Source organism: Streptomyces capitiformicae, from assembly GCF_002214185.1.
Lineage (GTDB): Bacteria > Actinomycetota > Actinomycetes > Streptomycetales > Streptomycetaceae > Streptomyces > Streptomyces capitiformicae.
Genome location: NZ_CP022161.1, coordinates 9,889,038 through 9,911,522, shown reverse-complemented (window position 1 = coordinate 9,911,522; position 22,485 = coordinate 9,889,038). Strand labels below are relative to the sequence as shown.

Genomic DNA, 22,485 nt, shown 5'->3' with positions numbered 1-22,485 from the left:
GGTTGATCGAGCTTCCCGACCGAGCCGGGATACCGCTTGCCCATGTGGGCCGTGGCGCTCCCGTCCTTGCGGCACTGTTCGCGGGCGGCCAGGCTGACCTGGTCGATCGCTGAATGCCTTGCCCTGGTGTGGTAGCGGGCGATCCAGCGGAAGACCGTGAGGGAGGCCTCGCTGACGGTCGACCTTCAACCCCACCACAGACTTCCAGTCGATGTGCCCACGCAGGTCAGCCGCTGCCTGACGATTCGACAGGTCCGCCACGAACTTTCCGATGGTGTGAAGGGGAAGATCGGTTATGCGGGTAGCCGTTGACGGCGTGGAATTCTTCTTCGATGTGGATGGATGCTCCTTGGCCGTCGAGGGCAACACCATGGCCACGCGCGTACGTTCTTGCGCCGGCTTGCAGTCGCCGTAGCCGAACAGCTGGAGTGCAGGAAGTGTCCGACCCGGTGCGACGAGTTTCCCCTGACCCGAAGCCAGTGGTTCATACTGCACGGCAACACCAGGGACCATCCGGCGGACTGGGGCTGGATGCGGTGGTAGTTGACCTCCTGCGCGGCCCAGCCCGGACGCTTCAGCCGCCCAGGCTGTCCCGATGCGCCACGCACACCTCATAGGCGGCAGCAGTCCCTGCTCGCAGGCCTCGGCCAGGGTGGGCGCCTGCTCGTCCTGGGCGGAGAGCAGCGGGGTGAGGCCGTCGGGCCACTCGATGCCGAGCTCCGGGTCGAGCGGGTGGATGCCGTGCTCGCGCTCGGGGGCGTATCCCTCGGAGCAGAAGTAGACCACGGTGGCGTGGTCGGTGAGCGCCATGAAGCCGTGGCCGAGGCCCTCGGAGAGGTAGACGGCGTGGTGGTTCCGGTCGTCCAGGCGGACCACCTCCCACTGACCGAAGGTGGGCGAGCCGGTGCGGATGTCCACGATCACGTCGACGGCCGTGCCGCGCACGCACTTGACGTACTTGGCCTGGCCGGGCGGCACGTCAGCGTAGTGGATGCCGCGCAGGGTGCCCTGGCTGGAGACGGACATGTTGGCCTGGGCCAGCGTGAGGGGGTGACCGGCCGCCTCGGTGAACACGGGGGCCTTGAACCACTCATGGAAGCTGCCCCGGTCGTCGGGGCAGACCTTCGGTTCGTGCACCCAGGCGCCGGAAATCGAAAGGGGTCGCTTTTGGGGGGTCTTCACCTCTTCTTCTGCTGGCTGCACAGGGCACGCCTGAGGCGGTCGGCCGCCCGGCGCAACAGCGGGCGCAGTGGGGCGGGCTTCTTGCGGGTCGACTTCTTTGCGGGCGCGGTGTGCCGGTCGATCACCCGGGCGGTGCCGTCCTTGGTCACCACCACGTCGACCGGGAGCCGGGTCCAGCGCGGCTCGCCGCGGTCGGCGGACGGCACCTCGATCCGGACCGCCCAACGGCGGCCGGTGAGCTGCTCCAGCGGCAGCCGGGCGGTGAGGACGGCGCCGTCGGACACGGCGTCGGCGGGGTACTTGCCGACGTTCTTCCGTTCGAAGCGGAGCCGCAGCGGCTCGCCGCCGTCCACCGCGATGTGCAGCGGCAGCGGAAGCCGGACGTCGCACCGTCGATCGAGGCCGCCGTCGGGTCCACCCGAGCCACCGCCTCGCCCCCCAGCTTGCCGGTGTGCTGGTCGACGTCGAGGGAGAGGTTGCCCGGACCGTCGGTCCAGTACGGCAGGACCAGACGGGCAGGACCAGACGGGCAGGATCACCGGTAAGCACGGCCGTCCGGCCGGCCTCCACGTCCTCGGCGCGCACCGCGTCGAGCCGGGTCTCCTTGCTCCAGCCGCAGGACTTGATGCGCAGGTGCAGGTCCCAGATGCCCTTGTCGAGCGGGCCCCGGCCGTCGCGGTCTGCGGGTCGAGCACGGAGTGGGCGGAGATCCGCTGGCGGACGACACCGTCCCTAAAGCCGTACCAGGTGGTCTCACCGAAGCTGGTGCCGTGGTAGACGCCGACCGGGGCGGTGCCCGACAAGGCGCCGCGGCCCAGGTCGTACAGGAGTCCGGCCAGGTCGGCGCTCCAGGTGGGCTGGCCGCGCTGGTCGTCGACGTCCAGAGTGTCGCGCTCGTCCGCCAGACGGATCATGGTGCGGACGAAGTTGGGCCCACCGGCGCCGTAGAGCCAGGCGGTGCGGACCACATACCCGTGGTCTGGCAGCGTCTTAAGGACGGCCCGCTCGCCGGCGAGCTTGGTACGGCCGTAGGCGCTGCGCGGGGCGGTGGGGGCATCCTCGGCGTACGGGGTGGTGGCGTCGCTGGAGAAGACGTAGCCGGTGGAGACGTGGAGCAGGACGGTGCCGGTGTCTGCACAGTCGCTGGCCAGGTGGCCCGGGCCGTCGCCGTTGATCCGCAGGGCCTCGTCCTCGCGGGACTCTGCGTCGTCCACGGCCGTCCAGGTGGCGCAGTTGACGACCACGGCGGGCCGGTGTGCGGCCAGCGCTGCCCGCACCGAGGCCGGATCGGTAATGTCCAGGTCGGTGCGGGTGGCCGCGACGGCCGGAATCCCGTCGGCGGCGAGGCGCACCAGGACGTCCTGTCCGAGCATCCCGCCCGCACCGGTGACCAGCCAGTTCCGCATGTCGGTCACAGTGCCGCCCGTTCCTTCAGCGGCTCCCACCAGTCCCGGTTGTGTGCTCGGCGGTGCGGCCGTCCGGCAGGTGCAGGTGCTTGACGTAGCGGGTGAAGCGGTCGACCAGGGTGCCGATGGCGGAGCGATTGCCCTGGCCGACGATGAGGTCGCCTTCCCAGTGCTCGGCGACCTGGCGGTCTGCGACCTCGACCGGTCGCCGGCTGATCAGCGCACCTCGGTAGACGAACCGGGTTGCGCGCTCGTCGACGCGGCGCCGGGCACGGCGACCGGTGCGCAGCACATTGGGCTTGCGCTCCAGGCCGCTGCGGTGCGGCAGGTGGATCGCCTGGTAGATGGTCTCGTGGGCCAGGTGGCGGTCCTGCTCGTCCGGGAAAGCCGAGCGCAGGACCTGGCTGATCTGCTCTGGGCTCCACCGCCGGTCGAGGTGTTGCTGGATGAACTCCTTCAGCTCAGGATCGCGCCGTATCGACCCGCACCAGGAACGCCGGCCCGTAAACAGGACGAGTTCAGTGAGGCCGGTAAGTCTCGTGCGGACTTCCGTGCTCGGCAACCAGGCCGAACCGGTTCGGCTCTCCGCGAGGGGACGGGGCGTCCAGGGTGACGGACACCGTGCCGATCACCTTGTCCGGCTCCTGTGCCGCGGATTCGAGTCGCTCCAGGTCGGCAGCCGACACGAGGGCGACGAGCGGCTTGCCGTGGCGGGTCAGGACGACGTGCTCCCCGCCGTAAACGACGCGGTTGATCAGCTCCGCCAGCTCGGCCCGGGCTTGCGTCACTGGAATCTCATGGGCCATGCTACGTATCCTACATTCTGTACATCCTGTACGTTTCATTGGGAGCGCTCCCGCCTAGGTGTTCACAGGGCACCAGTCGATCGGCTGCGCAGGTGACCGACCGAAAGAGAGTTGGTTGAAGTGCGGGGGAACCTGGTCTGCCTGAAGGGGGCAAGTGGGCGGTTCGCGCCGGCCTTCATCCATCCGGCGAACCGGTCGGGCCTCACGGGCGGACGGCACAGCACCGCGTCTGGAGAGGCGACCAGGCCGACTTCCGTTGGAATCGGATCGGTGCCGGTGAGCCGGATGGGCGCGTCGGTGAACGCGAGCCACCGGTTGGCCTGTTCGGCGAGGAGCGGGCCGAAGCGGAAGGAACGAAGGTGAGGTGGGTGGCGCTGGCGGTAGACGTCGGCCGTCTACCGCCAGCGGACAAGGAGGCACCAATGGTTCGCAAAGAGTCCCTTGCACAACTCCTCGACGAAGGGCGCCGCAAGATCCAGGTAACCGACGAGGAACTCCCCGAGGCCAAGCGCCGCCGCAGAGAAGAAGTCCATGTCCATCAGCGGTGTCTTCAGCACCGACTTCGGCAAGAACAAGGCCGACAAGGTCCTGCTCATGCCGGGCCCGGCCTGGTTCGGCAGCGCGGTCTTCAAGGACACCCTCAAGGTCCCCGGCAAGCAGATCGGGGTGGCGCCCATGCCGCAGTGGCAGGGTGACGGCGCGCCGTCCACCGGCAACGTCGGCGGCGGCACCTGGCTGCTGTCCCAGCACTCCACCCACCTCAAGGCGGCCACCGACTTCCTGACGTGGGTCACCACCGACAACGCCTACCAGGCGGAGAAGGCGCCCGGCTTCCCGGCCTACGCGCCGGCGGCCGAGGCATGGCTGAAGGGGCAGGACGCCTCCGGCTACTTCGCCAGCGACCTGAGCGTGCTCTCCGGCGCCGCCTCCCAGGTGTGGCCGGAGTGGGGCTCGGGCCAGTTCAGCCAGGAGGCGATCTGGGCGTCCACGGTCAAGCCGGGCCTGACCCAGGGCAAGTCCATCGTCTCGATGCTGCCTGCCTGGCAGGACTCCATCGTCAAGCACACCAAGTCCAACGGATACAAGGTCGAGCAGTGACCCTCAGCCACTCCCCGTCCGGCTCTGCCGGTCGGCGCCCCAGCGGCACCGACCGGCAGAGCCGGGCCGGCATCGCCTTCGTCGCGGCCTACGTACTGCTCCTGATCGCGTTCGGCATCCTGCCGACCGGGTAGCCGTCTACTTCGCGTTCACCGACGCCGGGGGCACCTTCACCGGCTTCAGCAACTTCGTCACCACCGCACAGGACTTCCGCTTCCTGGACGCCGTCGGCCATGTCGCGCTGTACCTGCTGTTCTGGCTGGTCTCCCTCGTGGTGTTCGTGGTGAGCCTGGCGCTGCTGCTGCACCGCCTCGCCTCCGGCAGCCTCAGCAAGTCCCTGCGCTTCCTCTTCTACATCCCCGGAGCGCTCGCCGGCGCCGCGAGTGTGCTGGTGTGGCTGTTCATGCTCGACCCGACGGTCAGCCCGGTCAGCTCCCTGCTGGGCTCCCTGGGCTTCCACACCTTCGGTGAGGTCATCGCCCCCCGGAAACCTGGCGCTGCTGTTCACGATCATCGCGTTCTGGACCGGCGCGGGCGGCTGGATCGTCGTCATCTACGGCGCGCTCAACAACATCCCCACCGACGTCATGGAAGCCGCGCGCATCGACGGCGCGGGCGCCTGGCAGACCGCCTGGCACATCCAGATCCCCATGCTCCGCAAGTGGATCGTGTACATGGTGATCCTGGCCTTCGCGGGCGGCGCCCAGCTCTTCGTCGAGCCGCAGCTGCTCTCCCTCGCCAGTGTGGGCGTGGCCGGACGCGACTACTCGCTCAACCAGCTGACGTACGACTTCGCCTTCCAGATGAACAACATCAACGGCGCCGCCGCGGTCTCGGTGGAGCTCCTGGTAGTCAGCGTGTCGGCCGCCGCCGTCTTCGTCGCACGATCGGGGTTCTTCGATGCCGACTAGTTCCCCGCGCCGCCTCGTGCCCCGTCTGCTGACCGGCTCCGTCCTGCTCGTCTTCCTGGTGTTCTTCGTGCTGCCGGTGCTGTGGCTGCTGCTCGCGGCGACCAAGACCGATCAGCAACTCATCCACGGCAGCCCGCTCTCCTTCGGCTCCTGGCACACCCCCAAGGCCAACTGGAACGCCCTCACCGCGTTCCAGGACAACGCCGTCCTGCAGTGGCTCGGCAACTCGACGCTGTACGCGCTGATCTCGCTCGTCATCACGCTCTGTGTGGCCATCCCGGCGGGCTACGCGCTGGCCATGACCGAGTTCCGCGGACGGCACGCCCTGCTCGTCTCGACGCTGGTCGTGATGCTCATGCCGACCGCCACGCTGGTGGTGCCGCTGTTCCTGGAGATCAACGCGGTCGGTCTGATCGGCACGATGTGGTCGATCATCCTGCCGTACTCGTTCTACCCGTTCGGCGTGTACCTGACGTACATCTACTTCACCACCGCAGTACCGAAGGACCTGCTGGCGGCGGCACGGATGGACGGCTGCTCGGAGTTCGGTGTCTTCCGGCACATCGCGCTGCCGCTGGCGACACCGGTGATCGCGCTCGTCGGGTTCTTCAGCTTCGTCGCCAACTGGACCAACTACTTCCTGCCCTACGTGATGCTGCCCGAGAGCGGCCAGATGCCCATCCAGGTGGGGGTCGGCACCCTGCTCAGCAATGTCCCGTCCTTCAATCCCACCGTCGGCACCCTCGCGATCGAGCGGCCGCAGCTGGCCCTGGCGACGCTCGTGGCCATCACACCCGTACTGATCGTCTTCCTCTTCGCCCAGCGTTTCCTGGTCAGCGGGATGCTCGCCGGCGCCACCAAGGAATAGCGGCTCCTCCCGGCCGTCGTCCCCGGCGTGCGCCGTCCCGCCGCCCACCCCGAACGGAGATCCCCCATGCCCTACAGCTCCGCCGACCCCGCTTCGGCCGAGGCCACCCCCTGCGACCAGCCGGCCCCGCCACCCCACATCGAAGCGGGGGTGCCGCTGCTCGAACCACCCGGCTGGGCGGTGGCCCAGCGGTCCCTGTTCGACCTCCTCGACCACGCCCGGCGACGCTTCGCCCGCGACTTCACCGGCCCCGACGGACGGCTGAACTACACCGGGGAGCTGACCACCCGCGACGGTGTGGACGACTTCTACGAGGTGTTCTCTCAACTGGCCCCAGCTGTACCTCCTCGGCGGCGCCGACGACCTGCTGCCCGCCGGCGAGAAACACTGGGAGGGCGTGACCCGGCAGCTCACCGAACTCGACATGCTGCACGACGAGTACGAGCGCGGCTACGACTGGTTCCACCAGGGCGAGAGCCTGCTCCTGCTCTACTTCCTGTGCATGGCCGACCCCAAGCGCTGGTCGGAACGCGCCCTGCGCTTCGCGGAGTTGTACGTCGACCCGGCCCACGGCAACTACGACCCCGAGCACCGCATCATCACCCGCCCGCACAACGGCAGCGACCCCGACCGCACGGGCCTCTTCGACGGCGACGTCTACCCCTGGCTCCAGAAGGAGGCCGACACCTACGGGTACCCGCTCGAGTGGATCCCCGAGGCGCAGGGCGGCGGCCCGTTCCCGCTCTCCTCCGACCCGCGTCTCGGCGCGCAGATGCGCGACCGGATGGGCGTCGGAGACACCGCGCTCAACCTCGGCGCCACCGGTCTGGTCCTCAACGCCTGGATCCTGACCGGCGACGAGCGCTACCGCGACTGGATCGTCAGTTACGTCGGCGCGTGGCGGGAGCGCACCGAGGCGAACGACGGTGTCATCCCCGACAACGTCAGCCCGGACGGAGTCGTCGGCGGCCTCCTCGAAGGCCGCTGGTACGGCGGCCACTACGGCTGGTCCTGGCCCCACGGCTGGCACAGCATCGGAACCGCGGCCTACGTGGCGGCGCTCGCGGCGGCGACGGTCACCGGGGACGACGACTTCCTGTCCCTGGTCCGCACCACGCTCGACTCACTCATCGCCCGCGGCAAGGTCATGCCCCACACCGAGTCCGACTCCAGCCTGCCCTCCAAGTGGCGCGCCGAACTCGGGCCGGACGCCGACACCCCCACGCTCCACGTGCCGTTCCGGCACAACGACACCGGCTGGTTCGACTACAACCCGACCACCCCGCCCGTACCGGTGGCCCTGTGGCACCACTCGGCCTCGGACGCCGACCGCGAGCGGCTGGAGGACCTGCGCAAGGCCGAGGCGATCGACTGGCGTACCGTGCGGCCGTTCCGGGCCAAGGAGGAGTCCGGCCACGAGAAGGCGTGGTTCGCCTTCCTCGCCGGCGACGACCCGGGCTACCCCGAGCGCATCCTCGCCACCGCCCAGGCCCAGATCCGCCACCGCCTGCGCCGCGTCGACCGCTACCGCGACCTGGACGTGCCCGAGGCCGAATCCACGTCTGGCAGCAGTCGAACCCCGTGGCCACCGAGGCCCTCGTCCAGCTGACCTGGGGCGGCCCCCAGGTGCTCTACAACGGCGGCCTGCAGCAGGCCCGGCTGCGCTACCACGACGCCGAGGCCCGCCGCGCCGGCCTGCCGCCGGAGGTCGCCGCGCTGGTCACCTCCATCGACCCCGAGGCGACCACCGTCGAACTGGTGAACCTCTCCCCCGAGGCCGAGCGCACGGTGATCGTCCAGGCCGGCGCCTTCGCCGAGCACACCATCACGGCCGTCCGGTACACCACCTGCGAGGACGACAGCTGGATCGGCGACATGTACGACTACGGCCACACCGAGCCCGTCGTCACCGAGGAAGAGCTGTCCTGCGACAGCCCCTTCCTCACCGTCCGGCTGCCCGCGTCCACCCGGATCAAGCTCGTCCTGCGACTGGACCTGCGCGCCAACACCCCCAGCTACCGCACCCCGTTCGACACCGACGCGGGCGAGCCCGCCCCCGGCACGGAAGAGAGCACGGTGTGAAGCGCATCGCGCAGACCATCAGGCTCCGCCCCGAGCACCGCGAGGAGTACCTGCGGCTCCACGCGGCCGTCTGGCCCGGCGTGGAGGCCGCCCTGCACCGGGCGAACATCCGCAACTTCGGCATCTTCCTCCACGGCGACGTGCTGTTCGCCTTCCTCGAGTACCACGGCGACGACTTCGAGGCCGACATGGCCGCCCTGGAAGCGGACGCCGAGACGCAGAAGTGGTGGAAGCTCACCGACCCCTGCCAGGAGCCCTGGCCCGACCGGGGCGACTCCCGCCAGTGGACGGAACTGACCGAGATCTGGCACCTCGGCCCGCCCGGCGAAGACGCCACCGTCTGACACGGACCGCCCCCGGACCGACCCGACTTGGATCCGCCATGACCTCCGCCCCCGCCCCCGTTCTCATCGACGCGCACCACCATCTGTGGGACCTCGACCAGCGTCCGCAGCCCTGGCTCGACGACCCCGACCTGACATCGATCCACCGCACCTTCACCCCCGACGACCTGCGCTCCACCGCGACCCGCCCCGTCGCGGGCCGTCACCTGCACGGCACGGTGGCCGTGCAGTGCGTGCCGGAGGTGCCCGAGACGGAGGACCTGCTCGCCCTCGCGGAGCGGGAGCCACTGATCGAGGCGGTGGTCGGCTGGGCGGACCTCACGTCGCCGGCGATCGGCGACACGCTCGACCGGCTGCTCGCCGGACCGGGCGGCACCCATCTGCGTTCCCTGCGCCACCTCGTCCAGGGCGAGACGGAACCGGCCTGGCTGCAACGCCCCGATGTCGAACGAGGGTTGGCGGCGGCGAGGGACCGCAGGCTCTCCTACGACGTCCTGGTCCGCAGCCACCAGCTCGACCAGGCGATCCGGCTGGCCGAACGCTTCCCCGACCTGCCTCAGGTGCTGAACCACGCGGGCAAGCCGGACATCGCCGGGCGCCAACTCGCCGAGTGGCGAGAACAGGTACGACGGCTGGCCGCGCACGAGCACGTGGTCTGCAAGCTGTCGGGACTGATCACCGAGGCCGACCACGACAGCTGGACCACCTCCGACATCCGCCCGGTCTGGGACGAGCTGCTCACGTCGTTCGGCCCGGACCGGCTGATGTTCGGCTCCGACTGGCCGGTCGCCAACCTCGCGGGCGGCTGGAACCGCTGGGCCGACACCGTGGACGAACTGCTCACCGACTGCGGGGAGAGCGAGATCCACGCGCTCCTCGCCGGCACCGCGACCGCCTTCTACCGCCTCCCCACCCGCGGCTGACCGTCGGCTCGTGCTGTAGGAACTCTGGAGAACACGATGACACTCGCCGTTCGCTACACGGCTGCCCGCACCCTGGACACGGCTCCCGCATCGAGCGTGGAGCCGGGCCCCGGCGAGGTGGTACTGGCCCCCGCCTACGTCGGTATCTGCGGCACCGACCTGCATATCTTCCACGGCGACATGGACGCCCGCGTCGCCACGCCCGCCGTCCTGGGGCACGAGATGTCCGGCCGGATCGTCGGGATCGGCCCCGAAGTGGAAGGCTGGCAGGTCGGGGACGCGGTGACCGTGATGCCGCTGCGCTGGGACGGCACCTGCCCCGCCTGCCGGGCCGGTCACCGACACGTCTGCCAGCACCTCGACTTCATCGGCATCGACTCCCCCGGCGCCATGCAGCAGCGCTGGACCGTACCCGCCTCCACCCTGATCCGCCTGCCCGAATCACTCCCGCTCGACCGGGCCGCACTCGTGGAGCCCACCGCGGTGGCCGTCCACGACGTCGGCCGGGCGCAGGTCACCGAGGGCGAGAAGGTCGTGGTCGTCGGCGGCGGGCCGGTCGGCGTGCTGATCGCACTGGTCGCGCAGGCCACCGGGGCCGAGGTGCGGCTGGTGGAGCTCAGCGCCCACCGCCGTTCGCTGGCCGAGGGACTGGGGCTGGCCACGTGGGATCCGGCCGCCGACGACATCGACGCCCTGGTCGGCGCCTGGACGGCCGACGCGGGCGCGGACGTGGCGTTCGAGGTGTCCGGCGCGGCAGGCGGTGTCGACACCGCCGTGGAAGTCCTCGGAGTGCGGGGGCGGCTGTGCCTGGTCGCCATCCACCCCCGGCCCCGCGAGGTGAACCTGCACCGCTTCTTCTGGCGCGAACTCACCCTCGTCGGCGCCCGCCTGTACGACCGCTCCGACTTCGAGAAGGCCGTCGCCCTGGTCGCCGACGGCACCATCCCCGCCGACCGGCTGATCAGCAAGGTCGTCCCCCTCACCCAGGCACCCGCCGCGTTCGAGGCACTGGAGAGCGGCGGCGACGTGATGAAGATCCTCCTGGACTGCACCGACGGCACCGACCACTCCGACGACGCCCAGGGAACCGCCGTATGAGCGCCTTCGGCCTCACCGGCAAGCTCGCCGTCGTCACCGGCGCCCGCCGCGGCATCGGCAGGGCCATGGCCCGCGCCCTCGCCGAAGCCGGAGCCGACATCATCGGCGTGAGCGCCAACCTGGAGGAAACCGGCAGCGACGTCGAGAAGGACGTCACCGCCGCAGGCCGCACCTTCGAAGCCATCCGCACCGACTTCGCCGACCCCGACGCCGTCCGCGCCCTCGGCACCGACCTCGCCGGACGCGAACGCCCCGTGGACATCCTGATCAACAACGCGGGCACCATCCGCCGCGCCCCGGCCGCCGAACACCCGGATGACGACTGGGAGTTGGTACTCCAGGTCAACCTCAACGCCCAGTTCGCCCTCACCCGCGCCGTCGGCGCCACCATGGTCGCCCGCGGCCACGGCAAGGTCATCTTCACCGCCTCGCTGCTCAGCTACCAGGGCGGCATCACCGTCCCCGGCTACACCGCCGCCAAACACGGCATCGCCGGACTGACCAAAGCCCTCGCCAACGAATGGGCACCGCACGGCGTCAACGCCATCGCCCCCGGCTACATCGCCACCGACAACACCCAGGCCCTGCGCGACGACCCCGCCCGCAACAACGCCATCCTCGACCGCATCCCCGCAGGACGCTGGGGCAACGCCGACGACCTCGCGGGCGCCACCGTCTTCCTCGCCTCCGACGCCGCCGCCTACATCCACGGCACCACCCTGCCCGTCGACGGCGGATGGCTCGGCCGATGAGCGGCGGCCTCGACTCCGCGCCGCTCGACATCCACGAGGAGGGCGTCATGCCACGCCGGAGAGTCGCCCGCACCTCCGTCGGACTCACCGCCCTCGGGTTCGGCGCAGCGGTGATCGGCAACCTGTACCGCACCACCTCGGCGGCCGACGCGTCGGCCGCCGTCGACGCGGCCTGGGACGCGGGCATCCGGTACTTCGACACCGCGCCGCACTATGGCCTCGGGCTCTCCGAACAGCGCCTCGGGGCGGCCCTGCGGCAGCGCCCTCGGGAGGAGTACGTCGTCTCCTCCAAGGTGGGCCGGCTCCTCGTCCCCAACGAGCGTCCCCAGGGCGTCGACAGTGAGGGCTTCGTCGTCCCGGACGACCTGCGCCGGCAGTGGGACTTCAGCCGCGACGGCGTGCTCCGCTCCATCGAGGACTCCCTGCGCCGCACCGGCCTCGACCGGCTCGACATCGTCTACGTGCACGACCCCGACGACCACTGGCGGCAGGCCGCCGACGAGGCCCTGCCCGCTCTGGCGGAGCTGCGCGACCAAGTGGTCGTCGGGGCCATCGGCGCCGGCATGAACCAGTCGGCCATGCTCGCCCGTTTCCTGCGGGAGACCGCCGCCGACGTGGTCATGCTCGCCGGGCGCTACACCCTCCTCGACCAGTCGGCGCTGGACGACGTGCTGCCCGCCGCGCGGGAAGCGGGCAAGAGCGTCGTCGCGGCCGGTGTCTTCAACTCCGGGCTGCTCTCGCGTCCACGGCCCGCCGAAGGCATGAAGTACGACTACCAGGACGCTCCCCGGGAGCTGGTCGCCCGCGCACGGGCGATCGCGGAGGTCTGCGAGGAGCACGGCACCAGCCTCCCCGCCGCCGCCATCGCCTTCCCGACCACCCATCCCAGCACCGTCAACGTCACGCTGGGCATGCGGGACCGCGCACAGGTGACGCAGAACGTGGCACTCCAGCGGAGCGCCGTACCCCGGGCGCTCTGGGCCGACCTCCGCGACCGAGGGCTGATCAGGCAGGACGTCCCGTCACCACCGGCGGTGTCCCTTGATGCCGCTGAGGGGCGAGCGCGCCCCCCGTCCAGCCTTCCTCGACCGACCCGACCGATTACCCGGGCCACTCCGCGTCCGTCGCCAGGGAAACCCGTACCGCTTCCGCCACTGAGGAAGCACTGAGGAAGCCGCCCCCGTCCGCGAAACCGCACCGACCGCACCCCCGGAGCCGCCGCATGAACGCTTTCCCCACCGACCGATCCAGCAGGAGGGGCAGACGATGAAGCCCTTCCCCTCCACCGTCCGCAGACTCTCGGCCGTACTGGCCACGGCCCTCTGCACGACGCCGCTGACCTCCCTCACCCTGTCGACCCCGGCCTCGGCCGCGACCCAGGCGACGTACTACGTCGCCCCCGACGGCAGCGACACCAACGCCGGGACGATCTCCGCGCCGTTCAAGACCCTGCGGCACGCGCGGGACGTCGTGCGCACCGTCAACGACGACATGACCGGCGACATCAACGTCTTTCTGCGCGGCGGCAACTACCCCGTGAGCAGCACCATCGACTTCACGTCGGCCGACTCCGGGACGAACGGCCACCGTGTCGTGTACGCCGCCTACCAGAACGAGAAGCCGGTGCTGAACGGTGGCGTCCCGGTGACCGGCTGGACGCAGCTCAGCGGGAACATCTGGAAGGCCTCGCTGGACCGCGACGACAAGCTCCGCGCGCTCTACGTCGACGGCAAGCGCGCCAAGATGGCCGAGAAGACGATTACCTCGGCCGGCTGCCACGGCACCTACACCGTCACGGCCGGCCAGGCTCCCTGGGCCTGGGAGTCGGGTTCGCAGTGCGACGGATCCAAGTACAGCCTCGCCGACCTGCCCGCCGTCGCCGCCAACCAGGACGACGTCGAGATCAAGTCGGCCACGACCTGGACCACGGCCATCGTGGGCGTCCGTCAGATCACCACGAGCTCGGACGGCGCCAACCGCGTGGCCCTGTTCCAACAGCCGGGCGCGGCCATCGCCCAGGGACCGCCGAACGGCAGATTCGACACCGGCGGCACCCACACCTTCATGAACGCGTTCGAATTCCTCGACCAGCCGGGTGAGTTCTACTTCAACAAGACGAACCACACGGTCTACTACTACAAGTCGGGCTCCGAGGACATGACATCGGCGAAGGTCTTCGCGCCGAACAACGTGTCCACCCTCCTCAAAATCGCGGGCACGTCCAGGACCGACCACGCGCGGAACATCACGCTCTCCGGGCTCACCGTCGAGCACTCCGACTGGGGCCTGACCAATGTGGCGGGCTCCGTCTTCCGGCAGGGCCAGCAGGGCAACTCCGGTTCCACCGTGTACGCGAGGAAGAACTTCCACGCGTACTCCTACCGCAACGTCGACCTGCCGCCGGGCATCATCCAGATCGAGAACGCCGACGGCATCACCCTGCGGGGCAACACGGTGCAGCACACGGGCGCCGACGGGATCAACATGGTCAACGACGTGACCGACTCGCAGCTGATCGGCAACGTCACCAATGACATAGGCGGCTCCGCGATCACCGTGGGGCACCCCCAGCACGTGTACATCGGGGACTACACCTCGACCAACAACGAGAAGTACCCGGTGAACGTCGAGGGGGTCTGCAAGAACATCTCGATCACGAACAACTACCTCTACGACAGCGCGGTGTTGTTCCAGGGCTCCAGCCCCGTGTCGGCGTACTTCGTGGACTCCCTGTCCGTGGAGCACAACCGGCTCGAGAAGTCCTCGTGGGCGGGCATCACCCTCGGCTGGGGATGGTGGAACTTCGACGGTTCGACGAACTCCATCAATCCCGGGAACCCGACCACCACGGCGAAGAACAACACCATCCGCCACAACCAGATCATCGACCCGATGCAGACGCTCGGCGACTCCGGCGCCATCTACACCCTGGGAGCGCAGCCGGGAACCGAGGTGAGCGACAACTACATCCAGGGCGTTCCAGCCGGCCACAAGTACGGACTCCACCCCGACGAGGGCTCCGCCCACATCAACTACCACGACAACGTGTTCAACGTGGACGTGCGCCTGAGGTCCACCATCCACTCCGGCAATTGGGGCCGGCAGCACGACCTGAGCATCACCAACACCTACGGCACCATCAACAAGATCTTCGACAAGAACGTCACGAACAGCACCATCCAGGACGTGCGCGCCTACCCGGACAACGTGTGGCCGTCACCGGCGTACGGCATCACGGTGAACGCGGGCCTGGAGGACGCCTACAAGGACCTCGTCCCCAGCAGCAGAGTGGCCCAGCAGGACTACGCGCTGCCCGCGAGCACATTCACCAGCAAGGGCGTGTCGTCCATCCCCGTCCGCAGCATCGGTGACGGGACCAGGACGCTCTGGCTGGCTCCCTCCGGTACGACGACGTTCGCCGTCGGCCCCACCATGACGAAGGCGGCCGGAACCGCGACGACCATCACCGTCCCGCCGACGGCCGGCGACTACCGCCTCTACGTCGTGGACGCCCAGGGGAACGCCTCGCCCGCGTCAAAGTCGCTCGTACGGCAGCTCTGGACCTACGTCGACGACAAGGACTCCCCCGTCACCTACTCCAGCGGATGGTCGAACTGGAACGACTCGCGAGACTTCAAGGGGTCCGAGAAGTTCACGAGCACCGCGGGCAACTCCGTCCAGTACTCGTTCACCGGGTCGGCCATCCGCTATCTCAGCATGAAGCAGCCGAACATGGGCAGGGTCGACGTCTACATCGACGGCACCCTGGCACAGGCGGGCATCGACGCGTACGCCCCGAGCGTGACGAAGCAGGCGGTGCTGTTCGAGAAGACGGACCTCGCCGCGGGACCCCACACGATCAAGGTCGTGTGCACCGGCACGAAGAACGCGTCGGCCTCCAACACCGTGTGTGCGCTGGACGCGTTCGCCTCCGTCGTCTTCCCCGTGAACAACGCCTTCTACAAGGTCCTCAACAGGAACGGCGGCAAGGTGGCCGACGTCTCGGGCGGATCGACCTCCGCCGGGGCGAAGGTCATCCAGTGGGACGACACCGGAGCTGCGAACCAGCTCTGGCGGTGGGTCGCGGTGGGTGACGGCAGCTATGAGATCGTCAACCAGAAGAGCGGTCTGCTGCTGGGCGTCACCGACGGGTCGAGCGCGGACGGCGCGGCCATGGTCCAGCAGGCCGACGACAACAGTGCGAGCCAGCGCTGGACACTGGTCGCCGACGGAGACGGCTACTTCTACAAGATCAAGAACGTGAACAGCGGCAAGCTGCTCTCGGTGCCCAACGCGAACGCGGGCGCGCAGCTCGTGCAGACGACGGACACGAACGCCGACAGCCAACTGTGGCTGGCGGTGATCGTGGACTGACCCTTCAGCCACCGCGACCCGCGGCGCGCGACGCGCCGCGGGTCGCGGTGCCGTCGGCGGAGGGCCGTGGTGACGGCACCTCCTGGGGTCCACGGTCTGTCGGCGCCGTCCTCCACGGCCGCCGACAGACCCAGCGTCGCCGTGGCGTCCAGCACGACGACGCCCCCAAGAGCCACCGCCGACGCGTCGTCCCTCTCCCCACCCTCTGCATCGCCCCACTACGCCGGCACCGCATGCGGCAGTCGGCTGCGCGTGTCAAGGCGGGGGAGCGGTGACACGGTGTGTCGTCAGACCTTGTCGACTCGTACGGAGTGTCCCGCGAGGAGCTGAGCCATGTCGTCGGTGTCGGACGTGAAGACGGTTGCCTCAGCTCCCTGCCCGGCTTCCCGCCCTGCCACAGCCGCCAGGATGGCGTCGATCGCGTACTGGTGACCATGCGGACCGGCTGCCTTCAGCATGTCGCGCGCCATGGCGATCACCTGGTCGTCCGTGTGGACGACGCGGATCCGGGCCAGCGTCCAGTTCCACAGCGCCTGCCTCGACGTTTCGCGAGGGTCCCATGCATCCAAGGTCGTGAGCGCCGACGTGACGATCGGGATGTCGAGCCCCGGAGCCGTTTTGATCAACGCGGCCATCTCCCGATCGCCGTGAACCGCCTTGGAGAGGGCCTCGGAGTCGAGCACTCGTATGAATGCGAGTGCTGCTCGTCGTGCCGGCCGTCAATGGCGGCGATACGGTCCAGCGCTGCTTGCTGCTCGTCGTCCGACACGGCGCCGTGCTCTTCTTCTCTCGAGATCCAGCATCCGGTTTTGGGCGTCCCTGGGGGTCGCGATGGCGGACATCGTCTTCGCACGGTCGTCGAAAGCCCGCTGGGTGAGTCCGGACCCCGAGGAGCGCTGAGACCCGGTACCGCGTGGACAGCGGTACCGGGTCTCGACGCGCGTACGCCCGAGGCGGGTCACGCCTCGAAGGTGTCACGGACCAAACGTTCGCGGCCCGTAGGTGTCACGGCCTGAGTGTCGACGCGCGCTCGATGTCACGCTTGTCCAGCCTGGCGTCGTGCTTCGCCAGCGGCTTGGCCGCGTCGGGGTTCGCTTGGACCTTGGCGGAGGCCACGCCGGCCCACTCCAGGATGCGGGCCGTGGCCAGGGCCTTCTCGTCGTCCACCAGAGCGGCGACTTTGGCACCGTGGTGGTTGGCGCCGGGCGTCGTGAAGACGTAGCTGTCGCGGGCGCCCTCGCCGAGGCGGAAGGGCTCGGCACCCCACGGGTCGTTCTCGCCGTACACGAAGAGCATGTGGTGGGCGTTGTGGCGGACCCAGGTGTCCACGTCACGCATCACCCACGGTTGGAAACTCATGGGGATGTCGCGGGGCACGAGGTTGCGCGGGGTCGGATAGCCGTAGCGGATGTACTTCTCCTCGATGTGCGGGAACTCGATCGTCGGCGCACCGAGCTGCGTACCCGCCTGGTACTTGTACGGCATGGTCGGCTGCAGGCCCTGGTCGGTGTACGAGGAGAGGCCGCCGATCGTGTTGACGGACGTCCAGATCTCGTCGTCCGTCGCGTTCTTCGCGTCCTTCGGGATGACGTTGCTGTCGCAGTCCGCCACCTTGCTGAGCTGCCAGAAGTCCCACACGTAGTCGAGCACGACCGCCTCGTACGCCTTGTCCAGGTCGCCGATCGTGTCGAAGGTGAGGCCCCTGGCCTCCGCGTACTCCGCGTACCTCTTCTTCAACGGTTCACGGCGTACGAGCGCCTCGCGCTGTACCGCGTTCAGCCGGTCGCGGCACTCCTTGGTGCCGACCGTCCGGAAGAAGCGGTCGTACGCCGAGTCTTCGTCGTTCACCGCGTCGTTGGGCGCGGTGTACGCGACGACGCCGTCCATGTCGCGCGGGTAGAAGCGCTCGTAGTACGTGGCGGTCATCCCGCCCTTGGAACCGCCCGTGGAGATCCACTTCTGGGAGTAGATGTTCTTGAGCGCACCGAAGATACGGTGCTGGTCGCTCGCCGCCTGCCAGATGTCGAGCTGGGACCAGTCGGCCGGGGCGGGGCGGGACGGTGTGAAGAAGCGGTGCTCCATGGAGACCTCGTTGCCGTCGACGATCCGGGTGGGCTCGCTGCGGCCGGGGGTCATGAAGAGGTTGTAGCCGGTGGTGGAGAAGACCGTCGGGCGGTTGACGTCCTTGTGCAGTACGGTGATCCGCTGCTGGAACGTGCCCTGCGAGGGGTGCCGGTGGTCGACCGGCTGGGTGTAGTTGAGGACGAGGAAGCGGTAGACACCGAGGTGCGGCTTCTCCTCGACAAAACTCATGCCCGGTATCTCGAGCAGCCTGTCCTTGATGTCGGCGCTCCCGGTGATTCCGGTGCTTCCGGTGACCTCCGGCTGGGCGGCGGTGGCCGCTCCCGCCGTGCTGATGGTGCCCGTGAGCAGAACGAGTGCCAGCAGCCATCTGAGCGCCTTGCGCATGTGGATTCTCTCCTGGGGGGTCAGGTGTACGCCGGAACCTAGCGCGGCGGCCGACGTAGACACCAGAAGAGAGGGTGTCAACTCGCCCTGAATCAAAGAAGATTAGGGAAAACCCTGTGGGTGGTGAAGGCACGGTGGCCGCATCCCGTCTGACGGATGACAGATGGGCGGACAGTCGGGCTCCCGCGCAAGGACTCAGACGCATTTCAGGTGGTGAGTCGGCGGTGGCATATGAGGGTGGCGGTGAAGGCGAGGAAGCGTTCCGGCTTTCGCTCCACCCCCAAACAAGCCGAGAGGGCCTGCCAGCAAGCTGACGGGCCCTCATGCAAGATCGAGGTCAGAGCTGAAGGGGACGACCTCCGGACCAGCCGAACCATCGATCGATCTCTACGTGGACCGTCACGAGCGGGTTCTCTCTGGCAGGGTAGTCCTTGCCGAGGAAGTGCCGTGAGAGTCAATCGATGTCGGCGAGTCCCTCATCAGGCTTGATGGACACGACGTGTCCCTGGACGGATACATGCGTGCCGAAGTCGTCCGCTCCCAGCACCGTCAGCGACACGTGGCCGTTGTTCTGCAGGTGTTTCAGGCGGGCGCGGTCGGCGTTCATGCACAGCATGAGAAGTCCGTCATCTTCGATGAGGTACCAGGTCGCTACCGATACGGGGCGGCCTTTCGCCGTGACCGTCGCCATGACGGCCGGGTTCGGCCTGCGGAGAAAGGCCAGGGCGGCCTCTGGCAACGGTGCATCAGACATTGGATCCATCCTTCCATGACGCGGGTCCCGCGGACGCGGCACCCTCCGCCAGATCACATCGCAGACCAACCGCACTGTGCGGTAGGGCTGTTGTCACGCCGCTGCGCGTTCGACCGGCGGCCGGCGCCTTAGTACTGCAACGGTGCTTGCCGTGACTGCTGGCCAGCTCAGTCGTTGGTGTGGTTATGGGTGGGGACCTTGCTGATGTCAGGCTCTGGGCCGGTGAACTGGACGTGCTGCATGAGCGGTTCGTGCACCGGTTCAACCGGGAGGAGCCGCGTCAGTCGGCGCTGGCTTACATGCGGGGACTGGTTGCGCCGCTTGAGCGGAAGAACGGCTGGACGCTGGCTCCAGGCTGTGGAAGCAGTCCAGGCCATCGAGGCCACCCAGGCCGTCGAAGAGGCGGCCAAGCCGCGCCGCCACCGCACCCGTAAGTCGGCGTCCGCGGAGCCCGCGGTGGCTGCCGCCGCCGAGACCGCGGAAGCCGCGCTCGACTCGGCCGAGGGTGCGACCGACACCGAGCCCGCCAAGCCGCGCCGCCGGACCCGTAAGGCCGCGGCGACCGTCGAGGCGGCGCCCGTCGAGACCGTCGCGGAGGAGGCCGCCGCCGAGGTTGCCGCGCCGAAGCGCCGCCGGACGCGGAAGACCGCCGAGGCCGGGGTGGAGGCCCCGGAGGCCGTGACCGCGGAGTCGGCCACGGCCGAGGCCCCGGCCAAGCCGCGCCGTCGTACGAGGAAGGCCGCGGAGGCCCCGGAGGCTGTGGTCGAGGTGGCGGATGGTGCCGCCGAGGCCGCCGTCGACGCGGTCGCCGAGGCGCCGAAGCCGCGGCGTCGCACGCGCAAGGTCGCGGCCGCGACCGAGGCCACGGTGCCGGCGCAGCCGACCGAGGAGCAGGCCACGAAGCCGCGGCGGACGCGGAAGACCGCGGCCGCGGTTGCCGCCGAGGAGTCGGGCGAGGCGCCGGCGCCTCGTCGGCGGACTCGTAAGGCTGCGGCTGTCGTGGAGGCGACAGAGGGCTGACCCCGCTCTCGACCAGGCGTAGGCCCGGTCCCCTTTCCGGGGGCCGGGCCTTTCGTGTGCCCGTCCGAAGTGCAGAACCGGCCATCAGCCCGCCCATCGGGCCCCACCGCCGGTTACCCTCCCCCCATGAGCCGTCCTCCCATGTTCACCCTGCCACCCGGTGCCCGCGCCCACCGTCTTCGTACCGCTCGTGGAGAGTTCGCCGTGATCGAAGCGGGAGTGGCGGTGAAGGGGTCCGTGCTGCTTGTGCCGGGGTTCACCGGCAGCAAGGAGGACTTCATCGCTCTTCATGAGCCGCTCGCGGAGGCGGGGTACCGCACGGTGGCCGTGGACGGGCGGGGGCAGTACGAGAGCGAGGGGCCCAAGGACGACGAAACTCCGTACGCCCAGGCCGAGTTGGCGCAGGATCTGCTCGCGCAGGCACGGGTCGTGGGCGACGGCGACCCCGTCCATCTCGTCGGGCACTCCCTCGGCGGTCAGATCTCTCGCGCCGCCGTGCTGCTGGACTCGGCACCCTTCGCCTCGCTCACGCTGATGGCGTCGGGGCCGGCCCAGATCTCGGCCTCCCAGCAGCAACGCGTGAAGCTGCTGCGGGACGCCCTGGCCGTGATGGGCATGGAGCAGGTGTGGGACGCGATCCAGGCGATGGAGCCGCCGGAGGAGACCGACACGGGCGCCCTCGACGAGGGGCTGGACGACCGCGCCGACCTGCGCCGCCGCTGGCTCGGCAACAGCCCCGCCCAGCTGATCGCCACGGGCCGTCAGCTCTGCGTGGAGCCCGACCGCGTCGCCGAACTCGCCGCCGTCGACCTGCCCAAGCACGTCCTGTCCGGTGAGCGCGACGACACCTGGCCGATCGCGATCCTCGACGACATGGCCGTACGGCTGAGCGCGCACCGCACCGTCGTCCCCGGCGCCGAGCACTCCCCCAACACCGACCAGCCGAAGGCGACGGCCGACGCCCTCATCGGTTTCTGGGACCGGATCAGCGGCTGAGCCCCGCTGGTGCCGCACTCAGTACTGGGCGCGCAAGTGCTCCCAGAAACCGTCCCGCAGGGCCCGTCGCAGGTCCGCCTGGCCCCGCAGCGAGTACTGGAGCAGCCCTTCCGCCTCGACGAGCAGATCCTGGTCGACCGAACCGGGCAGGTATGGGTGGCCGTGGAGGAGTTCCTGGAGTGCCTCCCGGCCCCGTGACGCGAGCCACTTCGCGGCGATCTGTGCGCCGACGAAACGGACATCCTCGCGGGTGGGGCGGACGCCCGCGGCGGCCTCGTAGGTCGCGGCGGTCCGCCGCGACACGTACGGCTTGAAGAAGTCGAGGTCGAACGTCCGCTGGCTGTCGACCTCCCAGAGCAGCGGCTCGGCCTGGTTGCGGCCCTCCGGCGCCTCGATGCCCCACAGATGGACCCGTGCCCCGTAGCCCTGCGCGGCCTCGACCGCCGAGACCAGGTCCTCGTCGCCGCCGAGGAGCGCCGCGTCGCTGATGGCGCGGTGCCGGGCCAGTGACTCCAGGTCGGTGCGGATCAGGGAGTCGACGCCCTTCTGCTGGTTGTTCGCGTTGAGGTTGCCGAGCCGCACCTTCACGTCCGGCAGTTCCGCGATGGACTGCTGTTCCGCCGTATGGATGCGGCGCCGCGCCCCGTCGTACCAGTAGACCCGCAGCAGCCGGCTGTCCGCGAAGATCGTGCGCGCCCTGTCGATCAGCGCGTCGATGAGACCTTCCGCATCGAGGTCGAAGGACCGCCGGTCCTCCGTCCCAGCGACGAGCCGCCCCACGGCCGCGTACAGATATCCGGCGTCGACGAAGATCGCATGCGTCGAGGGCGTCTTCGCCACCTCGGCGAGCATGCGCTGCAACAGCTCGTTCGTACGGTCGATGCGGGCGCCGAGCGCCGCGAGGTCGTCGTTCATATGCATCCATTGTCCCGGCGGTCACGCTGCGAACACAACCGGTCCCAATCAGTCTTCCAGTTTCCTGGTAGACGCACCCACACCAGCACTTACCGAGCACTCACCGAGAGGTACTTAGCTTCTCGAAAATTTTCCTTAGCGTAGGGAATGTTTGTAACATGCATAACGTTGAATCCTCATGGAACCCGGGCACCGAGGACCCGCGTACCACCACCAGTAGTTCTCCTCAGGAGGATGACCAGACGAAGGGAGAAGCCCTTGCGCTTCGAAATCCTGCGACTCGACGACGTCGACGGCACGCCCGTGGACAGCACCGTCGTGGACGCCGCCTCCGTCAACCGGATCGTGCAACAGGCCGCCGCCATCGGGCAGCGCATCTGGATTCGCCCGGCTGACGTGACCGCCTCGTAGGACGCGGTCCGTTCACACTTCAGAGCCCCGTACGGCCTCGATGCCGTACGGGGCTCTGCGTATGCGCGGGTGGCCG

Annotated in this window: 17 protein-coding genes and 6 pseudogenes; 15 read left to right on the top strand and 8 right to left on the bottom strand. The window is 69.2% G+C overall.

Annotated elements, in window-relative coordinates:
- Positions 1-574: 574 nt before the first annotated feature.
- From rfbC to CES90_RS44580, 4 genes and pseudogenes are all read right to left on the bottom strand, one after another.
- Positions 575-1,182: pseudogene (gene rfbC / locus CES90_RS44595) on the bottom strand (dTDP-4-dehydrorhamnose 3,5-epimerase).
- Between the two features lie 716 nt (positions 1,183-1,898).
- Positions 1,899-2,588 (bottom strand): annotated as a pseudogene (locus CES90_RS50785) (SDR family oxidoreductase); the annotation flags it as partial.
- A gap of 25 nt (positions 2,589-2,613) precedes the next feature.
- Positions 2,614-3,150 (bottom strand): IS30 family transposase, encoded by a 537-nt coding sequence (locus tag CES90_RS44585; protein WP_189788313.1) that lies wholly within the window; start codon positions 3,148-3,150, stop codon positions 2,614-2,616.
- Complete coding sequence (locus CES90_RS44580; RefSeq protein ID WP_189788314.1) at positions 3,107-3,394, bottom strand: type II toxin-antitoxin system Phd/YefM family antitoxin; 288 nt, start codon at positions 3,392-3,394, stop codon at positions 3,107-3,109. Before CES90_RS44580 ends, CES90_RS44585 begins: the two co-directional genes overlap by 44 nt.
- A 531-nt stretch (positions 3,395-3,925) precedes the next feature.
- Here CES90_RS44580 and CES90_RS44575 point away from each other — a divergent pair.
- From CES90_RS44575 to CES90_RS50780, 11 genes and pseudogenes are all read left to right on the top strand, one after another.
- The gene (locus tag CES90_RS44575; RefSeq protein WP_229914484.1) at positions 3,926-4,492 is read left to right on the top strand and encodes an extracellular solute-binding protein; all 567 of its coding nucleotides are present in this window, start codon (positions 3,926-3,928) and stop codon (positions 4,490-4,492) included.
- A pseudogene (locus CES90_RS44570) lies at positions 4,489-5,403 on the top strand (carbohydrate ABC transporter permease). The gene CES90_RS44575 and the pseudogene CES90_RS44570 overlap by 4 nt, the downstream one beginning before the upstream one ends.
- Entirely contained in the window at positions 5,393-6,271 is an 879-nt protein-coding gene (locus CES90_RS44565) for a carbohydrate ABC transporter permease (RefSeq protein ID WP_189788315.1), read from the top strand. Before CES90_RS44570 ends, CES90_RS44565 begins: the two are co-directional and overlap by 11 nt.
- Before the next feature lie 66 nt (positions 6,272-6,337).
- Positions 6,338-8,353: pseudogene (locus CES90_RS44560) on the top strand (hypothetical protein).
- Positions 8,350-8,697, top strand: coding sequence for an L-rhamnose mutarotase (locus tag CES90_RS44555; protein ID WP_189788316.1), 348 nt, complete (start codon positions 8,350-8,352; stop codon positions 8,695-8,697). The pseudogene CES90_RS44560 and the gene CES90_RS44555 overlap by 4 nt, the downstream one beginning before the upstream one ends.
- A gap of 38 nt (positions 8,698-8,735) precedes the next feature.
- Positions 8,736-9,620 (top strand): amidohydrolase family protein, encoded by an 885-nt coding sequence (locus CES90_RS44550; RefSeq protein ID WP_189788317.1) that lies wholly within the window; start codon positions 8,736-8,738, stop codon positions 9,618-9,620.
- A 36-nt stretch (positions 9,621-9,656) separates the two neighbouring features.
- Entirely contained in the window at positions 9,657-10,718 is a 1,062-nt protein-coding gene (locus tag CES90_RS44545; RefSeq protein ID WP_189788318.1) for a zinc-dependent alcohol dehydrogenase, read from the top strand.
- Complete coding sequence (locus CES90_RS44540; protein WP_189788319.1) at positions 10,715-11,470, top strand: SDR family oxidoreductase; 756 nt, start codon at positions 10,715-10,717, stop codon at positions 11,468-11,470. Before CES90_RS44545 ends, CES90_RS44540 begins: the two co-directional genes overlap by 4 nt.
- A gap of 47 nt (positions 11,471-11,517) precedes the next feature.
- Positions 11,518-12,639, top strand: coding sequence for an aldo/keto reductase (locus CES90_RS44535; protein WP_189788326.1), 1,122 nt, complete (start codon positions 11,518-11,520; stop codon positions 12,637-12,639).
- A 97-nt stretch (positions 12,640-12,736) separates the two neighbouring features.
- A complete protein-coding gene (locus CES90_RS44530; protein ID WP_189788320.1) occupies positions 12,737-15,844 on the top strand; it encodes an RICIN domain-containing protein in 3,108 nt (1,035 codons plus the stop codon).
- 107 nt (positions 15,845-15,951) lie between these two features.
- Positions 15,952-16,113, top strand: a pseudogene (locus CES90_RS50780) (site-specific integrase); the annotation flags it as partial.
- An 18-nt stretch (positions 16,114-16,131) separates the two neighbouring features.
- On the opposite strand, the gene CES90_RS44525 reads toward CES90_RS50780, so the two are convergent.
- The 3 genes from CES90_RS44525 to CES90_RS44515 form a co-directional block, all read right to left on the bottom strand.
- Positions 16,132-16,527, bottom strand: coding sequence for a hypothetical protein (locus CES90_RS44525; protein WP_189788321.1), 396 nt, complete (start codon positions 16,525-16,527; stop codon positions 16,132-16,134).
- A 322-nt stretch (positions 16,528-16,849) separates the two neighbouring features.
- Positions 16,850-18,313 carry a S28 family serine protease gene (locus CES90_RS44520; protein WP_189788322.1) on the bottom strand — a complete coding sequence of 488 codons (1,464 nt, stop codon included), beginning with the start codon at positions 18,311-18,313 and terminating at the stop codon, positions 16,850-16,852.
- A gap of 454 nt (positions 18,314-18,767) precedes the next feature.
- Positions 18,768-19,067: a pyridoxamine 5'-phosphate oxidase family protein gene (locus CES90_RS44515; protein WP_332836414.1), complete on the bottom strand. Its 300-nt coding sequence runs from the start codon at positions 19,065-19,067 to the stop codon at positions 18,768-18,770.
- Positions 19,068-19,252: 185 nt separating this feature from the next.
- On the opposite strand from CES90_RS44515, the pseudogene CES90_RS50775 reads away from it, so the two are divergent.
- From CES90_RS50775 to CES90_RS44505, 3 genes and pseudogenes are all read left to right on the top strand, one after another.
- Positions 19,253-19,453 (top strand): annotated as a pseudogene (locus CES90_RS50775) (IS701 family transposase); the annotation flags it as partial.
- Positions 19,425-20,087, top strand: a complete 663-nt coding sequence (locus CES90_RS44510) for a hypothetical protein (protein ID WP_232791378.1) — start codon at positions 19,425-19,427, stop codon at positions 20,085-20,087. The pseudogene CES90_RS50775 and the gene CES90_RS44510, both read left to right, overlap by 29 nt.
- A gap of 126 nt (positions 20,088-20,213) precedes the next feature.
- Positions 20,214-21,083 carry an alpha/beta fold hydrolase gene (locus tag CES90_RS44505; RefSeq protein WP_189783839.1) on the top strand — a complete coding sequence of 290 codons (870 nt, stop codon included), beginning with the start codon at positions 20,214-20,216 and terminating at the stop codon, positions 21,081-21,083.
- Between the two features lie 18 nt (positions 21,084-21,101).
- Here CES90_RS44505 and CES90_RS44500 read toward each other — a convergent pair whose 3' ends face one another.
- Positions 21,102-21,998, bottom strand: a complete 897-nt coding sequence (locus CES90_RS44500; RefSeq protein ID WP_189783838.1) for an NYN domain-containing protein — start codon at positions 21,996-21,998, stop codon at positions 21,102-21,104.
- A gap of 258 nt (positions 21,999-22,256) precedes the next feature.
- On the opposite strand from CES90_RS44500, the gene CES90_RS44495 reads away from it, so the two are divergent.
- Positions 22,257-22,409 carry a hypothetical protein gene (locus tag CES90_RS44495; RefSeq protein WP_149826552.1) on the top strand — a complete coding sequence of 51 codons (153 nt, stop codon included), beginning with the start codon at positions 22,257-22,259 and terminating at the stop codon, positions 22,407-22,409.
- Positions 22,410-22,485: the final 76 nt, after the last annotated feature.